The organism is Amycolatopsis sp. NPDC024027, assembly GCF_040638975.1.
Lineage (GTDB): Bacteria > Actinomycetota > Actinomycetes > Mycobacteriales > Pseudonocardiaceae > Amycolatopsis.
This window is the reverse complement of record NZ_JBEZYY010000014.1, coordinates 112831-129916: the sequence shown is the minus strand read 5'-3', so window position 1 is coordinate 129916 and position 17086 is coordinate 112831. Positions and strand designations below refer to the sequence as shown.

The following is a 17086-nucleotide window of genomic DNA, read 5'->3' as shown; positions in this document are numbered from 1 at the left end:
TGTATCCACCTACCTGCGGTTTCACGAGGGGAGGGAAGAAAGCTGCGCAGCCGTTCAGATAGTTACCGGCAAGTTAACTAGCTCGTCAAGGATTCACCGTTCCCATGCGCGCTGGGTAACGAAAATGTGAATAAGACTCACCTTGTGGCGGTGTTGCCGCCCCGCTACGCGTACTGGCGGAGCAGTCCGCCGACCGCGGACGCGTACCGGCTGACCACCACGTCGGCGACGCGCGGGTCGTCGGCCAGCGGCTTCGCGATGAACGCCTTCGGATCCGCCTCGCGGGCCAGTGCGGCGATCCGGTCCGGCAGCAGGCCCGGGGCCAGGAACCACGACGCGACGACCAGGTGCTGGGCGCCCCGCGACCGCAAGGCCGCCGCCGCGGCGGGGATGTCCGGCTGAGCGGCGGAAGCGAACGCCTCACTCACCGGGACACCCAGCCGCTCTTCCCAGCGCGAAGCCAGCGAAGCGACCACGGCGTTCGCGGAAGCGTTCGAGGAGCCGACCGCGCTGACGATCACGCCCGTGCCACGGCGGTGGGGCGCGGACGCCAGCCGGTCCAGGGCGACCGCCTGCAGGGCGGGGTCGGGCCCCAGCACGTCCGAAACCTGGATCCGGAAGCCCGGGCAGCCCGCGACGACCTCTTCGATCAGCGCCGGCAGGTCCACCCGGGCGTGGAACGCGCTGCCCAGCAGGAGCGGCACCACGACCGCGGCCCGGTGGCCGTCCGCGTACAACGCTCGCAGCACGTCCGTGACGAGCGGCGCCGAAAGGTCCAAAAAGGACTCGTACACCGAGACGCCGGGTGCCCGCGCGCGCACGACGTCGACGAGCGCCCGCACGGTCGCCGCCGAACGGGGATCACGACTGCCGTGCGCGACGGTGACCAGGGGTGGCGTCACGAGAAGCGCTCACCCACCAGCCCCGCGGCGAGGGTGTCGCCGTCCTTCGGGTCGATCACCAGGAACGCCCCGGTGCGCGGGCTGACGCCGTAGTCGTCGACGCCCAGCTCCTCGGCCAGCCGCAGCGAGACGCGGCCGATGTCGTTGAGCTCCAGCGACGCCGGCGAGTCCACACTGGACAGCGTTTGCTCGTCGAACCGGGCGTTCAACTCGTCCACCAGCGCCTGCACCGTGCGCGTCCCGTGCTTGACGAGCACGCGCGCGCCCGGCTTCAGCGGCTTGGACGACAGCCAGCACAGCGTGCCGGTGATCTCGTCGGTGACCCGTGGCGGCGCGTCCGCGGCGGCGATCAGGTCGCCGCGGGAGATGTCGATGTCGTCGGTGAGCAGCAGCGTCACCGACGTCCCGGCACCGGCTTCCGCGAGCGGGCCGTCCGCGGTGTCGATGCGCTCGACGCGGCTGCGGATGCCCTGCGGCAGCACGACGATCTCGTCGCCGGGGCGGACCGTGCCCGCCGCGATCTGGCCCGCGTAGCCGCGGTAGTCCGGGTACTCGGGCGTGCGGGGGCGGATCACGTACTGCACCGGGAACCGCAGGGCCTGGTCGTGCGGATCGGGCGCGACCGGCACCTCCTCCAAGTGCTCCAGCAGGCTGGGGCCGGAGTACCACGGCGTCCGCTCCGAGCGGCTCGCGACGTTGTCGCCTTCCAGCGCCGACACCGGGATCGCGAGCACGGACCCCCGCGGGTAGCCCAGCGACAGGGCGTGCGCGGCGAACTCCTCGGCGATCACCGTGAACGTCGCCTCGTCGTAGCCGACCAGGTCGATCTTGTTCACCGCCAGCACCAGCTGCGGCACGCCGAGCAGGGCCAGCACCGCCGCGTGCCGCCGGGTCTGCTCGATCACGCCCTTGCGCGCGTCGACGAGCAGCACGGCCAGCTGCGCGGTGGACGCGCCGGTCACCGTGTTGCGCGTGTACTGCACGTGCCCCGGCGTGTCGGCCAGCACGAACGACCGCTTCGGCGTGGCGAAGTAGCGGTAGGCGACGTCGATGGTGATGCCCTGCTCGCGTTCCGAGCGCAGGCCGTCGACCAGCAGCGAGAGGTCCGGTGTGGACAGTCCCTTGTCGACGGACGCGCGGGTGACCGCGTCGAGCTGGTCGGCGAGCACCGACTTCGTGTCGTACAGCAGCCGGCCGACCAGGGTCGACTTGCCGTCGTCGACGCTCCCGGCGGTGGCCAGGCGCAGCAGCGAACTCATCAGAAGTACCCCTCACGCTTGCGGTCTTCCATGGCCGCCTCGGACATCCGGTCGTCGGCCCGGGTCGCGCCGCGCTCGGTCAGCCGCGAGGCCGAGACCTCGGCGATGACCTCTTCGACGGTGGCCGCGGTGGATTCGATCGCGCCGGTGCACGAGCCGTCGCCGACGGTCCGGTAGCGGACGGTCCGCTCCCGGACCTCTTCGCCCGGCCGCGGACCGCCCCACGGGCCCTCGGCGAGCCACATCCCGTCGCGCAGGTACACCTCGCGCCGGTGCGCGTAGTAGATCGACGGCAGTTCGACCTTCTCGCGGGCGATGTAGTTCCAGACGTCGGCCTCGGTCCAGTTGGACAGCGGGAAGACGCGGACCTGCTCGCCCGGGCGGTGCCGGCCGTTGTAGAGGTTCCACAGCTCGGGCCGCTGCCGCCGCGGCTCCCACTGGCCGAAGGAGTTGCGGAGGCTGAAGATCCGCTCCTTGGCGCGGGCGCGCTCCTCGTCGCGGCGGCCGCCGCCGAAGACGGCGTCGAACTTGTTCTCGGCGATCGTGTCGAGCAGCGGGGTGGTCTGCAGCGGGTTGCGCATCCCGTCGGCGCGCTCTTCGAGGCGCCCGTCGTCGATCCAGTCCTGCACCTTCGCGACGACCAGGCGCAGCCCGTGCTGCTCGACGACGCGGTCGCGGAACTCGATGACCTCGTCGAAGTTGTGCCCGGTGTCCACGTGCAGCAGCGGGAACGGCACCGGCGCGGGCCAGAACGCCTTGATCGCCAGGTGCAGCAGCAGCGTCGAGTCCTTGCCGCCGGAGAAGAGGATCACCGGCCGGTCGAACTCGCCCGCCACTTCGCGGAAGATGTGGATGGCTTCGGACTCGAGCGCAGCCAGGTTGTCCTGGGCAGCGTCGGTCGCGGGCTCCAAGGTCGTCATGCGTCCCTTCCTCAGCCGTGCAGTCCGCACTCGGTCTTGCTCTGCCCCGCCCACCGGCCGCTGCGCGGGTCCTGGCCCGGCGCCACGCGAGCCGTGCAGGGCGCGCAGCCGATCGAGAGGTAGCCGATCGACACCAGCGGGTTCTCGAGGATCCCGTGCTCGCGGATGTAGCCGTTGAACTCGTCGTCGGTCCACGCCGCGATCGGGTTGACCTTCACCAGGCCGTTGCGGTCGTCCCAGGTGACGATCGGGGTGTTCGCGCGGGTCGGCGCGTCCACGCGGCGGACGCCGGTGACCCACGCCGAGTAGTTCGCCAGTGTCTTGCGCAGCGGCACGACCTTGCGCAGGTTGCAGCACAGCGTCGGGTCGCGGTCGTGCAGCTTCTCGCCGTACTCGGCGTCTTGCTCGGCGACGCTCTGCTCGGCCTGGGCGTTCACGATCTTCACGCCCGGGTAGACCGTCTGGACGGCGTCGCGCGTGCCGATCGTCTCGGGGAAGTGGTAGCCGGTTTCGAGGAACAGGACGTCCACCTCGGGCTTCACCTTGGTGGCCAGGTCGATCAGCACGGCGTCCTGCATGTTGGACGCGACGATGAAGTCGTCGCCGAACGTCTCGACGGTCCAGCGGATCGCCTCGTCGGCGGTCGCGTCGGCGAGTTCTTTCGACGCGCGCTCGGCGAGGGTCTTGTAGTCGGCAGTGGCGGTCATCGGGACACCTCCGGAAGGGACAGTCCGAGGAACTTGACCGAGAAAACCCGGCGACAGGCGGAACACAGCCAGCCGCCGTTCTCTTCCGGCCGCAGGTCCTCGTCGCCGCAATAGGGGCAGTGGTACGGCGTCGCTCGTTCGGTCACTGCAGGGCGCTTTCGTCGGCCCGCGCGGCCCACTGCGGGAACCGTTCGCCCGGTTCGCGCCCGGCGACGTAGTTGCGCACGACCCGCTCGACGTACCCGGTCAGCTCGCCCGAAGTCACCTTGTGCCCGCGCAGCTTCCGGCCGAACCCGGCGTCGAGGCCGAGCCCGCCGCCGAGGTGCACCTGGAAGCCTTCGACCTGGCGGCCCTCGGCGTCGGTGACGATCTGGCCCTTGAGCCCGATGTCCGCGGTCTGGATTCGGGCGCAGGAGTTGGGACAGCCGTTGAGGTGCACGGTCACCGGCGTCTCGAGGCCGTCCTGGATGTCGGCGAGGGACTTCTCGAGGTCCGTGACGAGCTGCTGCGCGCGCGCCTTCGTCTCGACGATGGCGAGCTTGCAGAACTCCAGCCCGGTGCACGCCATCACCCCGCGCCGCCACGGCGACGGCTTCGTCTCCAGCCCCAGCTCGGCCAGCTCGGCCGACAGGGTCGCGACCTGCGCCTCGGGGACGTCGAGCACGACGACCTTCTGCTGCGGGGTGAGCCGGACGCGGCCGGAGCCGGCCCGCTCGGCGGCCTTGGCGACGGCGACGAGCGTGCCGCCGCTGGACCGGCCGGCGATCGGCGCGGCGCCGACGTAGAACTTGCCGTCGACCTGCGGGTGCACGCCGACGTGGTCGATCGGGACGGCCGGGTCGACCGGCGGCGGGCCGTCGAGCAGCTCGCGTTTGAGGTACTCGTTTTGCAGCACCTGCCGGAACTTCTCCGCGCCCCAGTCCTTGACCAGGAACTTCAGCCGGGCCCGCGAGCGCAGCCGCCGGTAGCCGTAGTCGCGGAAGATCGAAATGACGCCTTCCCAGACGTCCGGGACCTCGTCCAAGGGCACCCAGGCGCCCAGGCGCTGCCCGAGCATCGGGTTGGTCGACAGGCCGCCGCCGACCCAGACGTCGAAGCCGGGCCCGTGTTCGGGGTGCTCCACGCCGACGAAGGCCACGTCGTGGATCTCGTGGGCGACGTCGGGCTGCCCGGAGATCGCGGTCTTGAACTTGCGGGGCAGGTTGGCGAACTCCGGCTTGCCGATGTAGCGGCGCTTGATCTCCTCCAGCGCAGGTGTGCCGTCGATCACCTCGTCCGCCGAGATGCCGGCGACGGGCGAGCCGAGCATGACGCGCGGGCTGTCGCCGCACGCCTCCATCGTGGTCATGCCGGCGTTCTCGAGCTTGGCCCAGATCGCCGGGACGTCCTCGATCCGGATCCAGTGGTACTGGATGTTCTGCCGGTCGGTGATGTCGGCGGTGTCGCGCGCGTACGCCTGCGAGATCTCGCCGAGCACGGTGAGCTGCCCGGTCGTCAGCGCACCGCCGTCGATCCGGACCCGCAGCATGAAGTAGCGGTCGTCGAGCTCTTCGGGCTCCAGCGCCGCGGTGCGGCCGCCGTCGATCCCCGGCTTGCGCTGGGTGTAGAGGCCGAACCAGCGGAACCGGCCGCGCAGGTCACCCGGGTCGATCGCGTCGAACCCGCGGTGCGCGTAGATGTTCTCGATGCGCGCCCGCACGTTGAGCGGGTGGTCGTCTTTCTTGGACCGCTCGTTCGGGTTCAGCGGCTCCCGGTAACCGAGCGCCCACTGCCCTTCGCCGCGCTTCTGCTTGGTGCGCGCGGGGCGGGCTGGGGTTTGGGGCGTGGCCATGGCGGCGTCCTCCGAGAGGCGTTTCGTGGCGGCGGAGGCCCGCCGGCTCGCGGGTTTCCTCCGGCGCCGGCTGTCCGAAATTCGTGGCAGGTGGTGGCGATCGGTGAGTCAGCGAACGGGTACGCAGAGGGCGCTGGCGACCCGCAGGAGGTCGACGTGGCGGCGGGCCACGAGCAGAACACCGGCATGAGTCACGGCGTCAGATTGCCACGTGTCCACAATGTGGTCCAGGCCTGCCCGGATGCTGGGAGAAGGGTCACGTACCTGCGGAAACCGTGTCAACCGTTTCGGATGGACGCTCTTGCGCCGACCAAAGCACTACGTATATAGTACTTCAGGTACAGTGCTTTGAAGAGAGGAACTGGGGATGCAGGTCAAGGGTTTCGGGGCGGGCTACCTGGTCGACGACGTCGCGGCGACCACCCGCTTCTACGCGGACGTCGTCGGCCTGCCGGTCACCATCGAGCTGGACTGGTTCGCCAGCGTCAACGCGGGCGCGCCGGGGTACGAGATCAGCTTCGTGCAGCGCGGGCACGAGTCGGTGCCGCCGGCCTACCGCGCGCGGCAGACGGCCGGGCTGATGTTCGGGCTCGTCGTCGAAGACGCGCACGCCGAGGCGAAGCGGCTGGAGGAGGCGGGTGCCGAGCTGGTGACCCCGGTGGTCGACGAGGTTTACGGGCAGCGCCACTTCTACGTCGCCGATCCGAACGGCGTGCTGCTCGACGTCATCGAGATGATCCCGGTCGACCCGGACTGGGCGGCGGCGAACCCGCCCGCGTCGTAACAGGTGTTGACCCGATCGGCCCCTTGAGGCGACCGGGCGTGACGGGGTGGACAATTCGCACGTGCCCGTGCTGCGTCCCGACCCCGAGACATCGATCGATCCGGCGTTGCCGGAAAGCGCGCTGAAGGGGCTCGGCAGCAGAGCCTTCGGGGTGTACGTGCACGTCCCGTTCTGCGCCACGCGCTGCGGGTACTGCGACTTCAACACCTACACCGCGGGTGAGCTCGACACCGGTTCGTCGCCGCAGTCCTGGCTCGAAGGGCTGCGCCGCGAGCTGGAGCTCGCCGCGCGCGTGCTCGTCGTGCCGCCCGCCGCGGACACCGTGTTCGTCGGCGGGGGCACGCCGTCGCTGCTCGGCGCGGACGGGCTGCGCTCGGTGCTCGACGCCGTCCGGGACGTCTTCGGGCTGGCGCCCGGGGCCGAGGTGACGACGGAGTCGAACCCGGAATCGACGTCACCGGAGTTCTTCGCCGGCATCCGCGAAGCGGGCTACACGCGGATCTCGCTGGGCATGCAGTCGGCCGCGCCGCACGTGCTGAAGATCCTCGATCGCGTGCACACCCCGGGGCGTCCGGGGAAGGCCGCCGCCGAAGCACGCGCGGCCGGGTTCGAGCACGTGAACCTCGACGTGATCTACGGCACGCCGGGGGAGCGCGCCGACGACCTGCGCGCGACGCTCGACGCCGTGCTGGCCGCCGGTGTCGACCACGTGTCGGCGTACGCGCTGATCGTCGAGGAGGGCACGGCGCTGGCCCGCCGCGTCCGCCGCGGCGAGCTGCCCGCGCCGGACGACGACGTGCTGGCAGCGGACTACGAGATGATCGACGCGATGCTGTCCTTGGCGGGACTGCGCTGGTACGAGGTGTCGAACTGGGCGGCCTCCGACGCGGCCCGCTGCCGCCACAACCTCGGCTACTGGCGGGGTGACGACTGGTGGGGCGCCGGTCCGGGTGCGCACAGCCACGTCGGCGGGGTGCGCTGGTGGAACGTCAAGCACCCGGCCCGCTACGCCGCGCTGCTCGCCGGCGGCGACTCGCCCGCGGGCGGCCGCGAGGTGCTCACCGACGACGACCAGCACCTCGAGCGGATCATGCTCGAACTGCGGGTCGCCGAAGGGCTGCCGCTCGACGTGCTCGACGAGCCGGGGCTCGCCGAGGCGCGGGCGGCCGCGGCCGAGGGGCTGCTCGATCCGTCCGCATTGGACTCCCGGGGCCGCGCGGTGCTCACCGACCGCGGCCGGCTGCTGGCCGACGGGGTGGTCCGCCGCCTCGCCGGGTAGGGATTAAAACCGGGGGCCGTGCCGTTGCTTGTATTCAGCAACGACTTTCGAGGAGGCCTCATGGCGCGCGCGATCAGGTTCGACGAGTACGGCGACGTGGAGGTCCTCCGGGTCGAGGACGTTCCCCGGCCGGTCCCGGGACCGGGTCAGGTGCTCGTCGAGGTGCGGGCCGCCGGGATCAACCCGGGCGAGGCCGGCATCCGGCGGGGCTTCCTGCACGAACGCTTCCCGGCGACCTTCCCGTCGGGGCAGGGCAGCGACTTCGCCGGGGTGGTCACTTCGCTGGGCGAAGGCGTCGAGGAGATCGCCGTCGGCGACGAGGTGATCGGGTTCGTCGACACGCGGTCGAGCCACGCCGACTTCGTCGTCGCCGAGGCCGCGAACCTCACGCCGCGCCCCGACGGCGTGCCGTGGGAGGTCGCCGGCTCACTGTTCGTCGCGGGCACCACCGCGTACGCCGCGGTGAGCGCGGTCTGCCCGCGTGAAGGGGAGACGGTCGTCGTCTCGGGGGCGGCGGGCGGTGTGGGCTCGCTCGCGGTGCAGCTGGCGAAGCTGGCCGGCGCCACGGTGATCGGCCTCGCCGGCGAGGCGAACCACGACTGGCTGCGGGAGCTCGGCGTCATCCCCGTTTCCTACGGTGAAGGTGTGCTCGAGCGGATCCGCGAAGCCGCGCCTTCCGGTGTGCACGCGTTCGTGGACACCTTCGGCTCCGGGTACGTGGAACTGGCGCTGCACCTGGGGATCCACCCGGGGCGGATCAACACGATCATCGACTTCGCGGCGGCCGAGAGGTACAACGTGAAGAGCGACGGCAACGCGGCCGCGGCGTCGGCCGACGTGCTGCGCGAGCTGGGCCTCCTGCTGGACAAGGGATTGCTGACGCTGCCGATCGCCCGCGTGTACCCCCTGGACGAGGTCCGGGACGCCTACCGCGAGCTGGAGCAGCGGCACACGCGCGGCAAGATCGTGCTGCGGCCCTAGTTCTTCAGTTCCTCGCGGAGAGGGCCTTGAGGCCGGCGAGGTGGATGTCGAGGGCGAACTCGAGGCGTTCCGCCGCCGTCTCCGCTGAGAAGAACTCGCCGACGTGCAGCATGTTGGGGAATGATTCGGCGGGCAGTGACCGCATGTACGCCACCATCTGCCTGCCGCGTTCGCCGGCTTCCGCCTCGTCGATTTCGCCCCAGGTCCAGCCGCTGGCTTCGTAGGCGTACGCCTTCGCGTAGAGGGAGAGGGCGTCGCCCGCGAAGGTCGCCTGCTTGAGCGTCAACCCGCCCGCGCGGAGCAGGGCGAGCATCCCCTCTCCCTGCTTCAGCGAGTTGGGCGTGACCGGCACGGCGATGTCCCAAGCGATACGCGCGATGCCGCGGTGCGCGGCCATCGCCCGGATCTGGTCGCGGACGAGGTCCTTGACCTGCTCGTCCCAGCGCGCCGGGTCCGGCTCGGGCACCTCCACGTCGGCCAGCACGGCGTCGAGCATCAGCTCCGCCAGTTCGTCCTTGTTCGAGACGTGCGCGTAGAGCGACGCCGGTCCGGTCTCCAGTTCCTGGGCGATCCGCCGCATGGTGACCGCGTCGAACCCCTCGTCGTCCAGCACGATCAAGGCCGCCCGGACGATCGAGGCCTGGGACAGGACGGGTTTCGCGGCGCGGCGGCGGGGAGCGCTGCGCCATGGCGGCGGCGGAAGTGTCACCCGAACACTGTACTTGACGCGAACAGCGTTCGAGAGTAGAACGGTGTTTGTAAGACGAACAGCGTTCGAGGGGATCTGATGACTGTTACCGCCGAAGCCGATGTCCGTGGGGTGCTGGGCCGGCTCGCCGACGCGTGGAACTCCGGGGATGCCGCCGCGTACGGGCGGCTCTTCACCGAAGACGCGGATTACGTGACGTTCTTCGGGGCGAACTTCCCGGGGCGGGAGGCGATCGAGAGTTCGCACCGGGCCTTGTTCGAGGGGCCTTTGCGGGGGTCGAAGCTCACCGGGTCGCTGGGCGGAGCGGCGAAGGTGCGGTTCGTCCGGCCGGACGTCGCCGTGGCCGTCGTCGGCGGTGGCTCGTCGCTGAGCGGAGCGGATGTCGCCGACGAAGGGCGCGAGTCGACCGTTTCCTTCGTGCTCGTCCGGGAAGGGGGCGAATGGCTGATCACCGCGTTCCAGAACACGCGGGTTTCGGATCCGCGCGGGTGAAAACGCTTGCGGAGGCGTCCGGGGTGGTCGCCCGGCCGCCGGCGGAGGTGTTCGAACGGCTGTGGCGGAAGCTGCGTGGCGGCCATCCGATGCGGATGGAGGTCGACCGGGAAAGGGGATTCGTCGCGGTGCAGGGCGGCTGGTGGTATCGCGGGGAGTACCGCGTCACGGCCGATCCGGCGGGGGCGCTCGTCGAGCACCGGGTGGTCAACGCGGCTTCACGGGGGCGGTGGGGCGTGCCGTTGGCGAACCGGTTCTTCGTCGGGTTCCGGAAGGCGGTCGCCGCCGGGTTCGTGAGGTTGCTCGACGAGCTGGGTACACCTGAGTAGCCGCAGGCCGCTTCCGGCGCGTAGGCTGAGTTAGGTATGCCTTACCCGATGGTTGGAGTGGCCGATGGCTGAAGCACCCCGGCGGTCCGGGCGTCCCGCGGCGCGACTGCGGGTGCTGCGGACCGAGCGGCTGACCCCGCACATGATCCGGATCGTCGCCGGCGGTGAGGGGATCGCGGACTTCACGCCGAACGAGTTCACCGACGCCTACGTGAAGGTGCTGTTCAAGGTGCCCGGCGTCGAGTACCCGGAGCCGTTCGACGTCCAGGAGTGCCGGGCGACGATGCCGCGCGAGCACTGGCCGCGGCAGCGCTCCTACACCGTCCGCGGGTTCGACCCGCAGGCCGGTGAGCTCGTCCTCGACTTCGTCCACCACGGCGACGAGGGCATCGCGGGCCCGTGGGCGGCCTCGGCCCAGCCGGGCGACGAGCTGCTGGTGCTGGGCCCGGGCGGCGCATACGCGCCCGGCGCCGAGGCGGATTGGCACCTGCTGGCCGGGGACGAAAGCGCGTTGCCGGCCATCGCGGCGTCGCTCGAAGCGTTGCCCGCCGGCGTCCCGGCGCACGCGGTGATCCTCGTCGAGAACGCGGACGAAGAGCAGCCGCTGGTGACGAAGGCGGACGCGCAGGTCACCTGGCTGCACCGGACGTCGGGCGGCGATGTCGCGGCCGCGGTGCGCGAGCTGCCGTGGCGCGAGGGCGTCGTCCAGGCGTTCGTCCACGGCGAGGCGGGGTTCGTGCGCGAGCTGCGTCGGCACCTGCTCGACGAGCGCGGGGTGCGGCGCGAACTGCTGTCCATCTCGGGCTACTGGCGCTACGGGAAGAACGACGAAGCGTGGCGCGAGGAGAAGGCGGCCGAGCGGGCGCGGGAGAAGTAACCTCGCCGCATGGCGGACTTCGAGGTGGACGTCGACCCGGCCGAGGCCGGCTTCGACGCGGCACGGCTTTCCCGGATCGACGCGCATTTCGACCGGTACGTCGAGGATGGCCGGTTGCCGGGCTGGCTCGCGGTGGTGAGCAGGCGCGGCCGCATCGTCCACCTGGGCCGTGGCGGGCGCCGGGACGTCGAAGCGTCGCTGCCGGTGGAGACGGACACGCTGTGGCGGCTCTTCTCGATGACCAAGCCGGTCACCTCGGTCGCGGCGATGATGCTCGCCGAAGAGGGCCTGCTGGAGCTGGACGACCCGATCTCGCGGTGGTTGCCGGAGTTCGCGTCGCCGCGGGTGTACGTCAAGGGCTCGGCGCTGGCGCCGTTGACCGAGCCCGCCACTTCGCCGATCCGCGTCTGGCACCTGCTGACCCACACGGCGGGCCTGACGTACGGCTTCCACCACGGTCACCCGGTGGACGCGATCTACCGCGCGGCGGGCTTCGAGTGGGGCACGCCGCCGGGCCTCGACCTGGCGGCGTGTTCTTCGCGATGGGCGGCGCTGCCGTTGGTCTTCCAGCCGGGCACGGAGTGGAACTATTCGATCGCGACGGACGTGCTCGGCCGGCTCGTCGAGGTGGTGTCCGGACTTCCGCTGGACGAGTTCTTCGAGTCACGGATCTTCGCACCGCTGGGCATGACGGACACGGGTTTCGTGGCCTCGTCCCCATCCCGCTTGGCGGCGATGTACGTGCGCGACCCGGCATCGGGTCGAGCCACCCGCAACGACGCATTCGGCCGAATGGGCACGGCCCGCCCGGACTGCCTTTCCGGCGGCGGCGGCCTGGTCTCCTCGGCGCCGGACTACTGGCGTTTCACGGAGATGCTCCGGCGCGGAGGCGACCTGGACGGCGTCAGGTTGCTGTCCCCGCGAACGGTGTCCCTGATGGCGAGCAACCACCTGCCGGGCCGCGTGGACCTGGAGGAGTTCGGCCGCCCGCTGTTCGCGGAGATGCCGTTCGACGGTCACGGGTTCGGGTTGGGCTTCTCGGTACTGCAGGACCCGGTCAAGGCCCGCACGCTGTCCTCGGTGGGAGAGTTCGCTTGGGGCGGCGCGGCTTCGACGGCGTTCTGGGTGGATCCGGACAAGGATTTGACGGTGGGGTTCTACACGCAGCTGCTGCCGTCGAGCACCTACCGCTTGCGACCCCAGCTGCGGCAGCTGGTCTATCAGGCGCTGGTGGACTGAACCAGCTGATCCGCTGCATCGCCGGATCACGCCGGTCGTCCGGCACCTGGTGGGCACCCTGCCGTCCTGGGCGAAGGTCCTCGCCTCAGCCGAAAGGGCCGCGGTCCGGCGCGCAGACCGTGCCCGGGGCGGGTACCGCTCCCGTGCCGAAGTAGCGGTCGAGTGCCGCGTCTATGCAGGCGCTCTTGCCTCGGGAACCGTGGCCGTACGCGTCCAGGCTCAGCAAGCGTGCGTTGGCCAGCAGACGCTCTGTCCGCTGCGCCCCCGCGTATGGCGTCTCCAGGTCGCCCTGGCGGTTGGCCAGCAAGAGGATCGGCGCCGTCGGGTGGTTCCACGGTCCCGCGTAGCGGCCCGTGTCCGAGACGTCCCAGGTCGCGCACGGCAGCGTCTTGTAGACGTCGTACGGGCCGAACCCGCGGCCGATCTGGTCGGCGCGGCGAGCGTAGTTCCACCACACGGCCGGATCGTGCGGGTTCTCCGCGTTCGAACACAGCGTTGCGCCGCCGCCGAGGAGGGAGTCGATGTCCGGTGGTCCGTCCGCCGAAGCCGGAGCGGGGGACGCCGGGTTGGCCAGCGCCGTCAGGAAGGCCGCTAGTTGCGGGGCGGCTTGTGCGTCGGTCAAGTAGTTGTGGATCCGGGCGATCGCGCTCTGGTACGTGACGGTGACCTGCTTGCCCGCCGTGTCCGTCACCGTGATCGGGCCCGCCGTCAAGCGGTCGAGGATCGCGGAATAGTCGAACGCGCACCGAGCCGCGCAGGCGTCCAAAAAGGACGAAAGAGCCTTCGGGGCGTCCGAGAAGCCCTGCAGGCGGTAGCTCATCGGGGCTGGGCCGGTCGACCAGCGGACCGGATCGTCGACCGCGTCGAGTGCCAAGGATCCCACCCGGCCGGGGAACAGGTTCGCGTAGGTCTCGCCGAGGTACGTGCCGTACGACTTGCCGTAGTACCGCAGCTTCGGCTCGCCGAACGCCGCCCGCAGCCGGTCGAGGTCGCGGGCGATCGTGCCGGTCGACAGGTGATTGGCCAGCGGGCCCGCGTTCTGTTCGCAGAGGTCGGTGATCGTGCGGGTGTCCGCGATCTGCTGCTGCTCGGCCGCGTGCGTCAGCGGGAAGGTGCCCAATGCCCGTTGCAGCACCTCGAGCTGCGACGGGTCGGTGAAGCAGTGGATCTTCGAACTCGCGCCGACGCCGCGCGGGTCGAACCCGACGATGTCGTAGCGCTCGTGCAGGAACGGTGTCAACGCGGGCGCGAACCGCCCGGACGAACCCGGGCCGCCCGGGTTGTAGAAGATTGTGCCCAGCTTGTGAGCCTGGTCGGTGGCGGGCAGCCGGCCTACGGCGATCGACGCGGAACCGGCGGACGGGTCCTGATAGGACAATGGGACGTCGAGGTGGCCGCATCCGTAGCCGGCCGTGCAGGAGGCTTCCCAGACTATTCCGGCGGGGCTCGCCGCGGCCGCGGGCGCGCTCAACGCGACCACACTCGCGGCGGCCCCCAGAGCCAGCGCAGCACGGAGTTTCGGAGAATTCATGGTCCCGATCGTCCCGGCACCGGGACCGGGGGCGCGCTGGTGCGCACCCCCGGAACCGGAGTAGGGCGGCCCCTACGCGGTGAGCTTCGGGATGATCTGCGACCCGTAGGCCGCCAGCGTCGCCTCGCGGTCGTCGTGCATCAGGTACAGCGAGAACTGGTCCACGCCCAGTTCCGCGAGTTCCTGCAGCCGCTCGACATGGGCGGCCGGCGGCCCCAGCAGGCAGAACCGGTCGACGATCTCGTCCGGGACGAACTCCGTCGACGGGTTGCCCGCCTTGCCGTGGTGGCTGTAGTCGTACCCTTCCCGCTCGCGGATGTAGTCCGTCAGCTCCCGCGGTACCGCCCCCGACGAGCCGTACCGCGCCACCAGGTCCGCGACGTGGTTGCCGACCATCCCGCCGAACCAGCGCAGCTGTTCGCGCTGGTGCGGCAGATCGTCGCCGACGTACGCCGGGGCCGCGACGCAGATCGTGATACCGGCCGGGTCTCGCCCGGCCGCCCGGGCCGCGTCGCGGACCGCGCCGATCGTCCAGCGGACGATCGCCGGGTCCGCGCACTGGAGGATGAAGCCGTCGGCGTGCTCGCCGACCGTCTGCAGCGCCTTGGGCCCGTAGCCGGCCATCCACATCTCGAGCTGCCCGTTCGAGATCCACGGGATCTGCACGGTCTTCTCGTTCATGGTCACCGAACGGCCCTCGGCCAGGTCCTTGACCACGCGCATGCAGTCGCGGACGGTGGCCAAGGTGGACGGCGGCTTGCCGACCACCCGGTGGGCGGAGTCGCCGCGGCCGATGCCGCAGACTGTCCGGTTGCCGTACATGTCGTTGAGCGTGGCGAACGTCGACGCCATCACCGACCAGTCCCGCGTGCCCGGGCTGGTCACCATCGGCCCCACGACTAGCGACGACGTCGCCGCCAGGATCGCCGAGTAGATCACGAACGGTTCCTGCCACAGCACGCAGGAGTCGAACGTCCAGCCGTACCGGAACCCGGCGTCCTCGGCTTCCTTCATCAGCCGTACGACGTCCCGCGCGGGCGGGTCGGTCTGCAGCACGATCCCGAAGTCCATGGCCCGCCCCCTAGTTCAGGTACTGGTTCAGCGAGCGGGACAGGAACTTGCCGTGTGACGTCGAGCCCGAGAAACCCTCAGGCGACACGACAACGCGCCCACGCGAAAGCACCGTGTGCACCCGGCCGGTGATCTCGAACCCTTCGTACGCCGAGTAGTCCACGTTCATGTGGTGCGTCTCAGCCGACAGCGTCTGCTTGGCCGAAGGGTCGTAGATCACGATGTCCGCGTCCGAACCCGCCGCGATGACGCCCTTGCGCGGGTACAGCCCGAACATCCGCGCCGGGGTGGCCGAGCACGTCTCGACCCACCGGCCGAGCGTCAGCTGACCGGCCACGACGCCCTGGTGCAGCAGGTCCATCCGGTGTTCGACGCCCGGCATCCCGTTCGGGATCGCCCGGAAATCGCCGCGACCCAGCTCCTTCTGGTCCTTGAAGCAGAAGGGGCAGTGGTCGGTGGACACCACGGACAGGTCGTTCGTCCGCAGCCCGCGCCACAGGTCGGCCTGGTGCGACTTCTCCCGCAGCGGCGGCGAAGCGACGTACTTCGCGCCCTCGAAGTCCGGCTTCGCCAAGTCCTCAATGGACAGGTACAGGTACTGCGGGCACGTCTCCGCGAAGACGTTCTGCCCCTCGTTACGCGCTTCCGCCACCGCCGCAAGCGCTTGCGACGCCGACAGGTGCACGATGTAGAGCGGCGAACCGGTCACCTTGGCCAGCTGGATCGCTCGTGATGTCGCCTCTCCTTCCAACTCGGGCGGCCGGGTCAGGCCGTGCTGCACGGGATCGATGTTGCCCGCTTCGAAAGCCTGCGCGGCCAGCTGATCGATCGCGATGCCGTTTTCGGCGTGCATCATGATCGTAGCGCCGATTTCGCGCGCTTTCTGCATCGCCAGCAGGATTTCCCCGTCCGTGGAGTAGAACACCCCCGGGTACGCCATGAACATCTTGAAGCTGCCGACCCCGCCGTCGATGCAGGCTTCCATCTCCTTCAGCGACTGGTCGTTGACGTCGCTGACGATCATGTGGAAGCCGTAGTCGATCGCGCAGTTGCCGTCCGCCTTGGCGTGCCACTTGTCCAGTGTGGACAGCAGCGACGTGCCCTTGGCCTGCACGGCGAAGTCGATGATCGTGGTCGTGCCGCCCCACGCCGCGGCCGTGGTGCCGGTGGAGAAGGTGTCGACGGAGTGCGTGCCGCCGAACGGCATCTCCATGTGGGTGTGGGCGTCGATGCCGCCGGGCAGCACGTACTTCCCGGTGGCGTCGATCGTCTCGTCGCCGGTCAGCGTCCCGGGCGCCCCGACGGCGGCGATGGTTTCGCCGTCGACGAGGACGTCCGCCAGGAGCGCGCCCGACGGCGACACGACCTGACCGCCCTGGATCAGCGTGGTCATCAGGCCTCCGCGAGGGGGCCGTAGGTGTCCGGCCGGCGGTCGCGGTAGAACGCCCACTGGTTGCGGACCTCGTCGAGCAGGCCCAGGTCGAGGTCGCGCACCACGACCTCGTCGTCGGTGTCGGACGCCGCGTCGCCGACCAGCTGGCCGCGCGGGTCGACGAAGTACGTCTGGCCGTAGAAGTCGTTGTCGCCCAGCGGTTCCACGCCGACCCGGTTGATCGCGCCGACGAAGTACTCGTTCGCCACCGCGGCCGCCGGCTGCTCCAGCTTCCACAGGTACTGCGACAGGCTGCGGCTGGTCGCCGACGGGTTGAACACGATCTTCGCCCCGGCCAGGCCGAGCGCGCGCCAGCCCTCCGGGAAGTGCCGCTCGTAGCAGATGTAGACGCCGATGCGGCCCACGGCCGTGTCGAACACCGGGTAGCCGAGGTTGCCGGGGCGGAAGTAGAACTTCTCCCAGAACCCCTTGACCTGCGGGATGTGGTTCTTGCGGTACTTGCCGAGGTAGGTGCCGTCGGCGTCGATCACCGCGGCGGTGTTGTAGTACACACCGGGCTGCTCGACCTCGTACATCGGCACGATCAGCACGATGCCGTGCCGCTCGGCCACCTCCTGCATGAGCCGGGTCGTCGGGCCGTCGGGGATGGCCTCGGTGTAGGAGTAGTAGTCCGCGTCCTGCACCTGGCAGAAGTACGGCCCGTAGAACAGTTCCTGGAGGCAGACGACCTGGGCGCCCTGCGAGGCGGCGGTGGCGATGTGGTCGACCGCCGCCTTGATCAT

The 17086-nt window shown here is 70.3% G+C and carries 19 protein-coding genes; 7 read left to right on the top strand and 12 right to left on the bottom strand.

From position 1 onward, the window contains the following. Nucleotides 1–164 precede the first annotated feature (164 nt). From AB0F52_RS30675 to AB0F52_RS30645, 7 genes are all read right to left on the bottom strand, one after another. Entirely contained in the window at nucleotides 165–902 is a 738-nt protein-coding gene (locus tag AB0F52_RS30675; RefSeq protein WP_360178587.1) for a sirohydrochlorin chelatase, read from the bottom strand. Further along, on the bottom strand, nucleotides 899–2161 hold the full coding sequence (locus AB0F52_RS30670) for a GTP-binding protein (protein ID WP_360178585.1): 1263 nt from the start codon (nucleotides 2159–2161) through the stop codon (nucleotides 899–901). Before AB0F52_RS30670 ends, AB0F52_RS30675 begins: the two co-directional genes overlap by 4 nt. Then, nucleotides 2161–3081 (bottom strand): sulfate adenylyltransferase subunit CysD, encoded by a 921-nt coding sequence (cysD, locus tag AB0F52_RS30665; protein ID WP_360178582.1) that lies wholly within the window; start codon nucleotides 3079–3081, stop codon nucleotides 2161–2163. The genes AB0F52_RS30670 and cysD overlap by 1 nt, the downstream gene beginning before the upstream one ends. An 11-nt stretch (nucleotides 3082–3092) precedes the next feature. Then, complete coding sequence (locus AB0F52_RS30660) at nucleotides 3093–3788, bottom strand: phosphoadenylyl-sulfate reductase (RefSeq protein ID WP_360178579.1); 696 nt, start codon at nucleotides 3786–3788, stop codon at nucleotides 3093–3095. After that, the gene (locus tag AB0F52_RS30655; protein WP_360178576.1) at nucleotides 3785–3934 is read right to left on the bottom strand and encodes an Insertion element protein; all 150 of its coding nucleotides are present in this window, start codon (nucleotides 3932–3934) and stop codon (nucleotides 3785–3787) included. The genes AB0F52_RS30660 and AB0F52_RS30655 overlap by 4 nt, the downstream gene beginning before the upstream one ends. Beyond that, nucleotides 3931–5619 carry a nitrite/sulfite reductase gene (locus AB0F52_RS30650; protein WP_360178574.1) on the bottom strand — a complete coding sequence of 563 codons (1689 nt, stop codon included), beginning with the start codon at nucleotides 5617–5619 and terminating at the stop codon, nucleotides 3931–3933. The genes AB0F52_RS30655 and AB0F52_RS30650 overlap by 4 nt, the downstream gene beginning before the upstream one ends. 108 nt (nucleotides 5620–5727) lie before the next feature. Continuing rightward, nucleotides 5728–5814 (bottom strand): putative leader peptide, encoded by an 87-nt coding sequence (locus tag AB0F52_RS30645; RefSeq protein WP_350310667.1) that lies wholly within the window; start codon nucleotides 5812–5814, stop codon nucleotides 5728–5730. A gap of 172 nt (nucleotides 5815–5986) precedes the next feature. Between AB0F52_RS30645 and AB0F52_RS30640 the strand changes: the two genes are divergently transcribed. The 3 genes from AB0F52_RS30640 to AB0F52_RS30630 all read left to right on the top strand — a co-directional run bounded on the left by AB0F52_RS30640 (nucleotide 5987) and on the right by AB0F52_RS30630 (nucleotide 8663). Next, complete coding sequence (locus AB0F52_RS30640) at nucleotides 5987–6403, top strand: VOC family protein (RefSeq protein ID WP_360178571.1); 417 nt, start codon at nucleotides 5987–5989, stop codon at nucleotides 6401–6403. Nucleotides 6404–6464: 61 nt separating this feature from the next. Then, nucleotides 6465–7682, top strand: coding sequence for a radical SAM family heme chaperone HemW (gene hemW, locus AB0F52_RS30635; protein WP_360178568.1), 1218 nt, complete (start codon nucleotides 6465–6467; stop codon nucleotides 7680–7682). Nucleotides 7683–7742: 60 nt separating this feature from the next. Then, nucleotides 7743–8663, top strand: a complete 921-nt coding sequence (locus tag AB0F52_RS30630; RefSeq protein ID WP_360178566.1) for an NADP-dependent oxidoreductase — start codon at nucleotides 7743–7745, stop codon at nucleotides 8661–8663. A gap of 4 nt (nucleotides 8664–8667) precedes the next feature. Here the strand turns inward: AB0F52_RS30630 and AB0F52_RS30625 are convergent, their stop codons facing one another. After that, complete coding sequence (locus tag AB0F52_RS30625; RefSeq protein WP_360178563.1) at nucleotides 8668–9372, bottom strand: TetR/AcrR family transcriptional regulator; 705 nt, start codon at nucleotides 9370–9372, stop codon at nucleotides 8668–8670. A gap of 78 nt (nucleotides 9373–9450) precedes the next feature. Between AB0F52_RS30625 and AB0F52_RS30620 the strand changes: the two genes are divergently transcribed. From AB0F52_RS30620 to AB0F52_RS30605, 4 genes are all read left to right on the top strand, one after another. Next, nucleotides 9451–9864: an SgcJ/EcaC family oxidoreductase gene (locus tag AB0F52_RS30620; protein WP_360178561.1), complete on the top strand. Its 414-nt coding sequence runs from the start codon at nucleotides 9451–9453 to the stop codon at nucleotides 9862–9864. Next, the gene (locus tag AB0F52_RS30615) at nucleotides 9861–10193 is read left to right on the top strand and encodes a hypothetical protein (protein ID WP_360178558.1); all 333 of its coding nucleotides are present in this window, start codon (nucleotides 9861–9863) and stop codon (nucleotides 10191–10193) included. Before AB0F52_RS30620 ends, AB0F52_RS30615 begins: the two co-directional genes overlap by 4 nt. A 64-nt stretch (nucleotides 10194–10257) precedes the next feature. Continuing rightward, on the top strand, nucleotides 10258–11070 hold the full coding sequence (locus tag AB0F52_RS30610; RefSeq protein ID WP_360178556.1) for a siderophore-interacting protein: 813 nt from the start codon (nucleotides 10258–10260) through the stop codon (nucleotides 11068–11070). Nucleotides 11071–11079: 9 nt separating this feature from the next. Next, nucleotides 11080–12309: a serine hydrolase domain-containing protein gene (locus AB0F52_RS30605; RefSeq protein WP_360178553.1), complete on the top strand. Its 1230-nt coding sequence runs from the start codon at nucleotides 11080–11082 to the stop codon at nucleotides 12307–12309. Between the two features lie 85 nt (nucleotides 12310–12394). On the opposite strand, the gene AB0F52_RS30600 is transcribed toward AB0F52_RS30605, so the two are convergent. The 4 genes from AB0F52_RS30600 to AB0F52_RS30585 form a co-directional block, all read right to left on the bottom strand. Next, nucleotides 12395–13840 (bottom strand): alpha/beta fold hydrolase, encoded by a 1446-nt coding sequence (locus AB0F52_RS30600; protein WP_360178551.1) that lies wholly within the window; start codon nucleotides 13838–13840, stop codon nucleotides 12395–12397. A gap of 72 nt (nucleotides 13841–13912) precedes the next feature. Next, nucleotides 13913–14911: a TIGR03842 family LLM class F420-dependent oxidoreductase gene (locus AB0F52_RS30595; RefSeq protein WP_360178548.1), complete on the bottom strand. Its 999-nt coding sequence runs from the start codon at nucleotides 14909–14911 to the stop codon at nucleotides 13913–13915. Nucleotides 14912–14921: 10 nt separating this feature from the next. Continuing rightward, a complete protein-coding gene (gene hydA / locus AB0F52_RS30590) occupies nucleotides 14922–16304 on the bottom strand; it encodes a dihydropyrimidinase (protein WP_360178546.1) in 1383 nt (460 codons plus the stop codon). Continuing rightward, on the bottom strand, nucleotides 16304–17086 hold the full coding sequence (locus AB0F52_RS30585) for a nitrilase-related carbon-nitrogen hydrolase (protein ID WP_360178947.1): 783 nt from the start codon (nucleotides 17084–17086) through the stop codon (nucleotides 16304–16306). Before AB0F52_RS30585 ends, hydA begins: the two co-directional genes overlap by 1 nt.

Excerpts from the sequence above, each read along its gene's own strand:
- AB0F52_RS30670 (WP_360178585.1), bottom strand. The coding sequence starts at position 2,161 with ATGAGTTCGCTGCTGCGCCTGGCCACCGCCGGGAGCGTCGACGACGGC.
- cysD (WP_360178582.1), bottom strand. The coding sequence starts at position 3,081 with ATGACGACCTTGGAGCCCGCGACCGACGCTGCCCAGGACAACCTGGCT.
- AB0F52_RS30660 (WP_360178579.1), bottom strand. The coding sequence starts at position 3,788 with ATGACCGCCACTGCCGACTACAAGACCCTCGCCGAGCGCGCGTCGAAA.
- AB0F52_RS30650 (WP_360178574.1), bottom strand. The coding sequence starts at position 5,619 with ATGGCCACGCCCCAAACCCCAGCCCGCCCCGCGCGCACCAAGCAGAAG.
- AB0F52_RS30640 (WP_360178571.1), top strand. The coding sequence starts at position 5,987 with ATGCAGGTCAAGGGTTTCGGGGCGGGCTACCTGGTCGACGACGTCGCG.
- AB0F52_RS30630 (WP_360178566.1), top strand. The coding sequence starts at position 7,743 with ATGGCGCGCGCGATCAGGTTCGACGAGTACGGCGACGTGGAGGTCCTC.
- AB0F52_RS30620 (WP_360178561.1), top strand. The coding sequence starts at position 9,451 with ATGACTGTTACCGCCGAAGCCGATGTCCGTGGGGTGCTGGGCCGGCTC.
- AB0F52_RS30610 (WP_360178556.1), top strand. The coding sequence starts at position 10,258 with ATGGCTGAAGCACCCCGGCGGTCCGGGCGTCCCGCGGCGCGACTGCGG.
- AB0F52_RS30605 (WP_360178553.1), top strand. The coding sequence starts at position 11,080 with ATGGCGGACTTCGAGGTGGACGTCGACCCGGCCGAGGCCGGCTTCGAC.
- AB0F52_RS30600 (WP_360178551.1), bottom strand. The coding sequence starts at position 13,840 with ATGAATTCTCCGAAACTCCGTGCTGCGCTGGCTCTGGGGGCCGCCGCG.
- AB0F52_RS30595 (WP_360178548.1), bottom strand. The coding sequence starts at position 14,911 with ATGGACTTCGGGATCGTGCTGCAGACCGACCCGCCCGCGCGGGACGTC.
- hydA (WP_360178546.1), bottom strand. The coding sequence starts at position 16,304 with ATGACCACGCTGATCCAGGGCGGTCAGGTCGTGTCGCCGTCGGGCGCG.
- AB0F52_RS30585 (WP_360178947.1), bottom strand. The coding sequence starts at position 17,086 with ATGATCAAGGCGGCGGTCGACCACATCGCCACCGCCGCCTCGCAGGGC.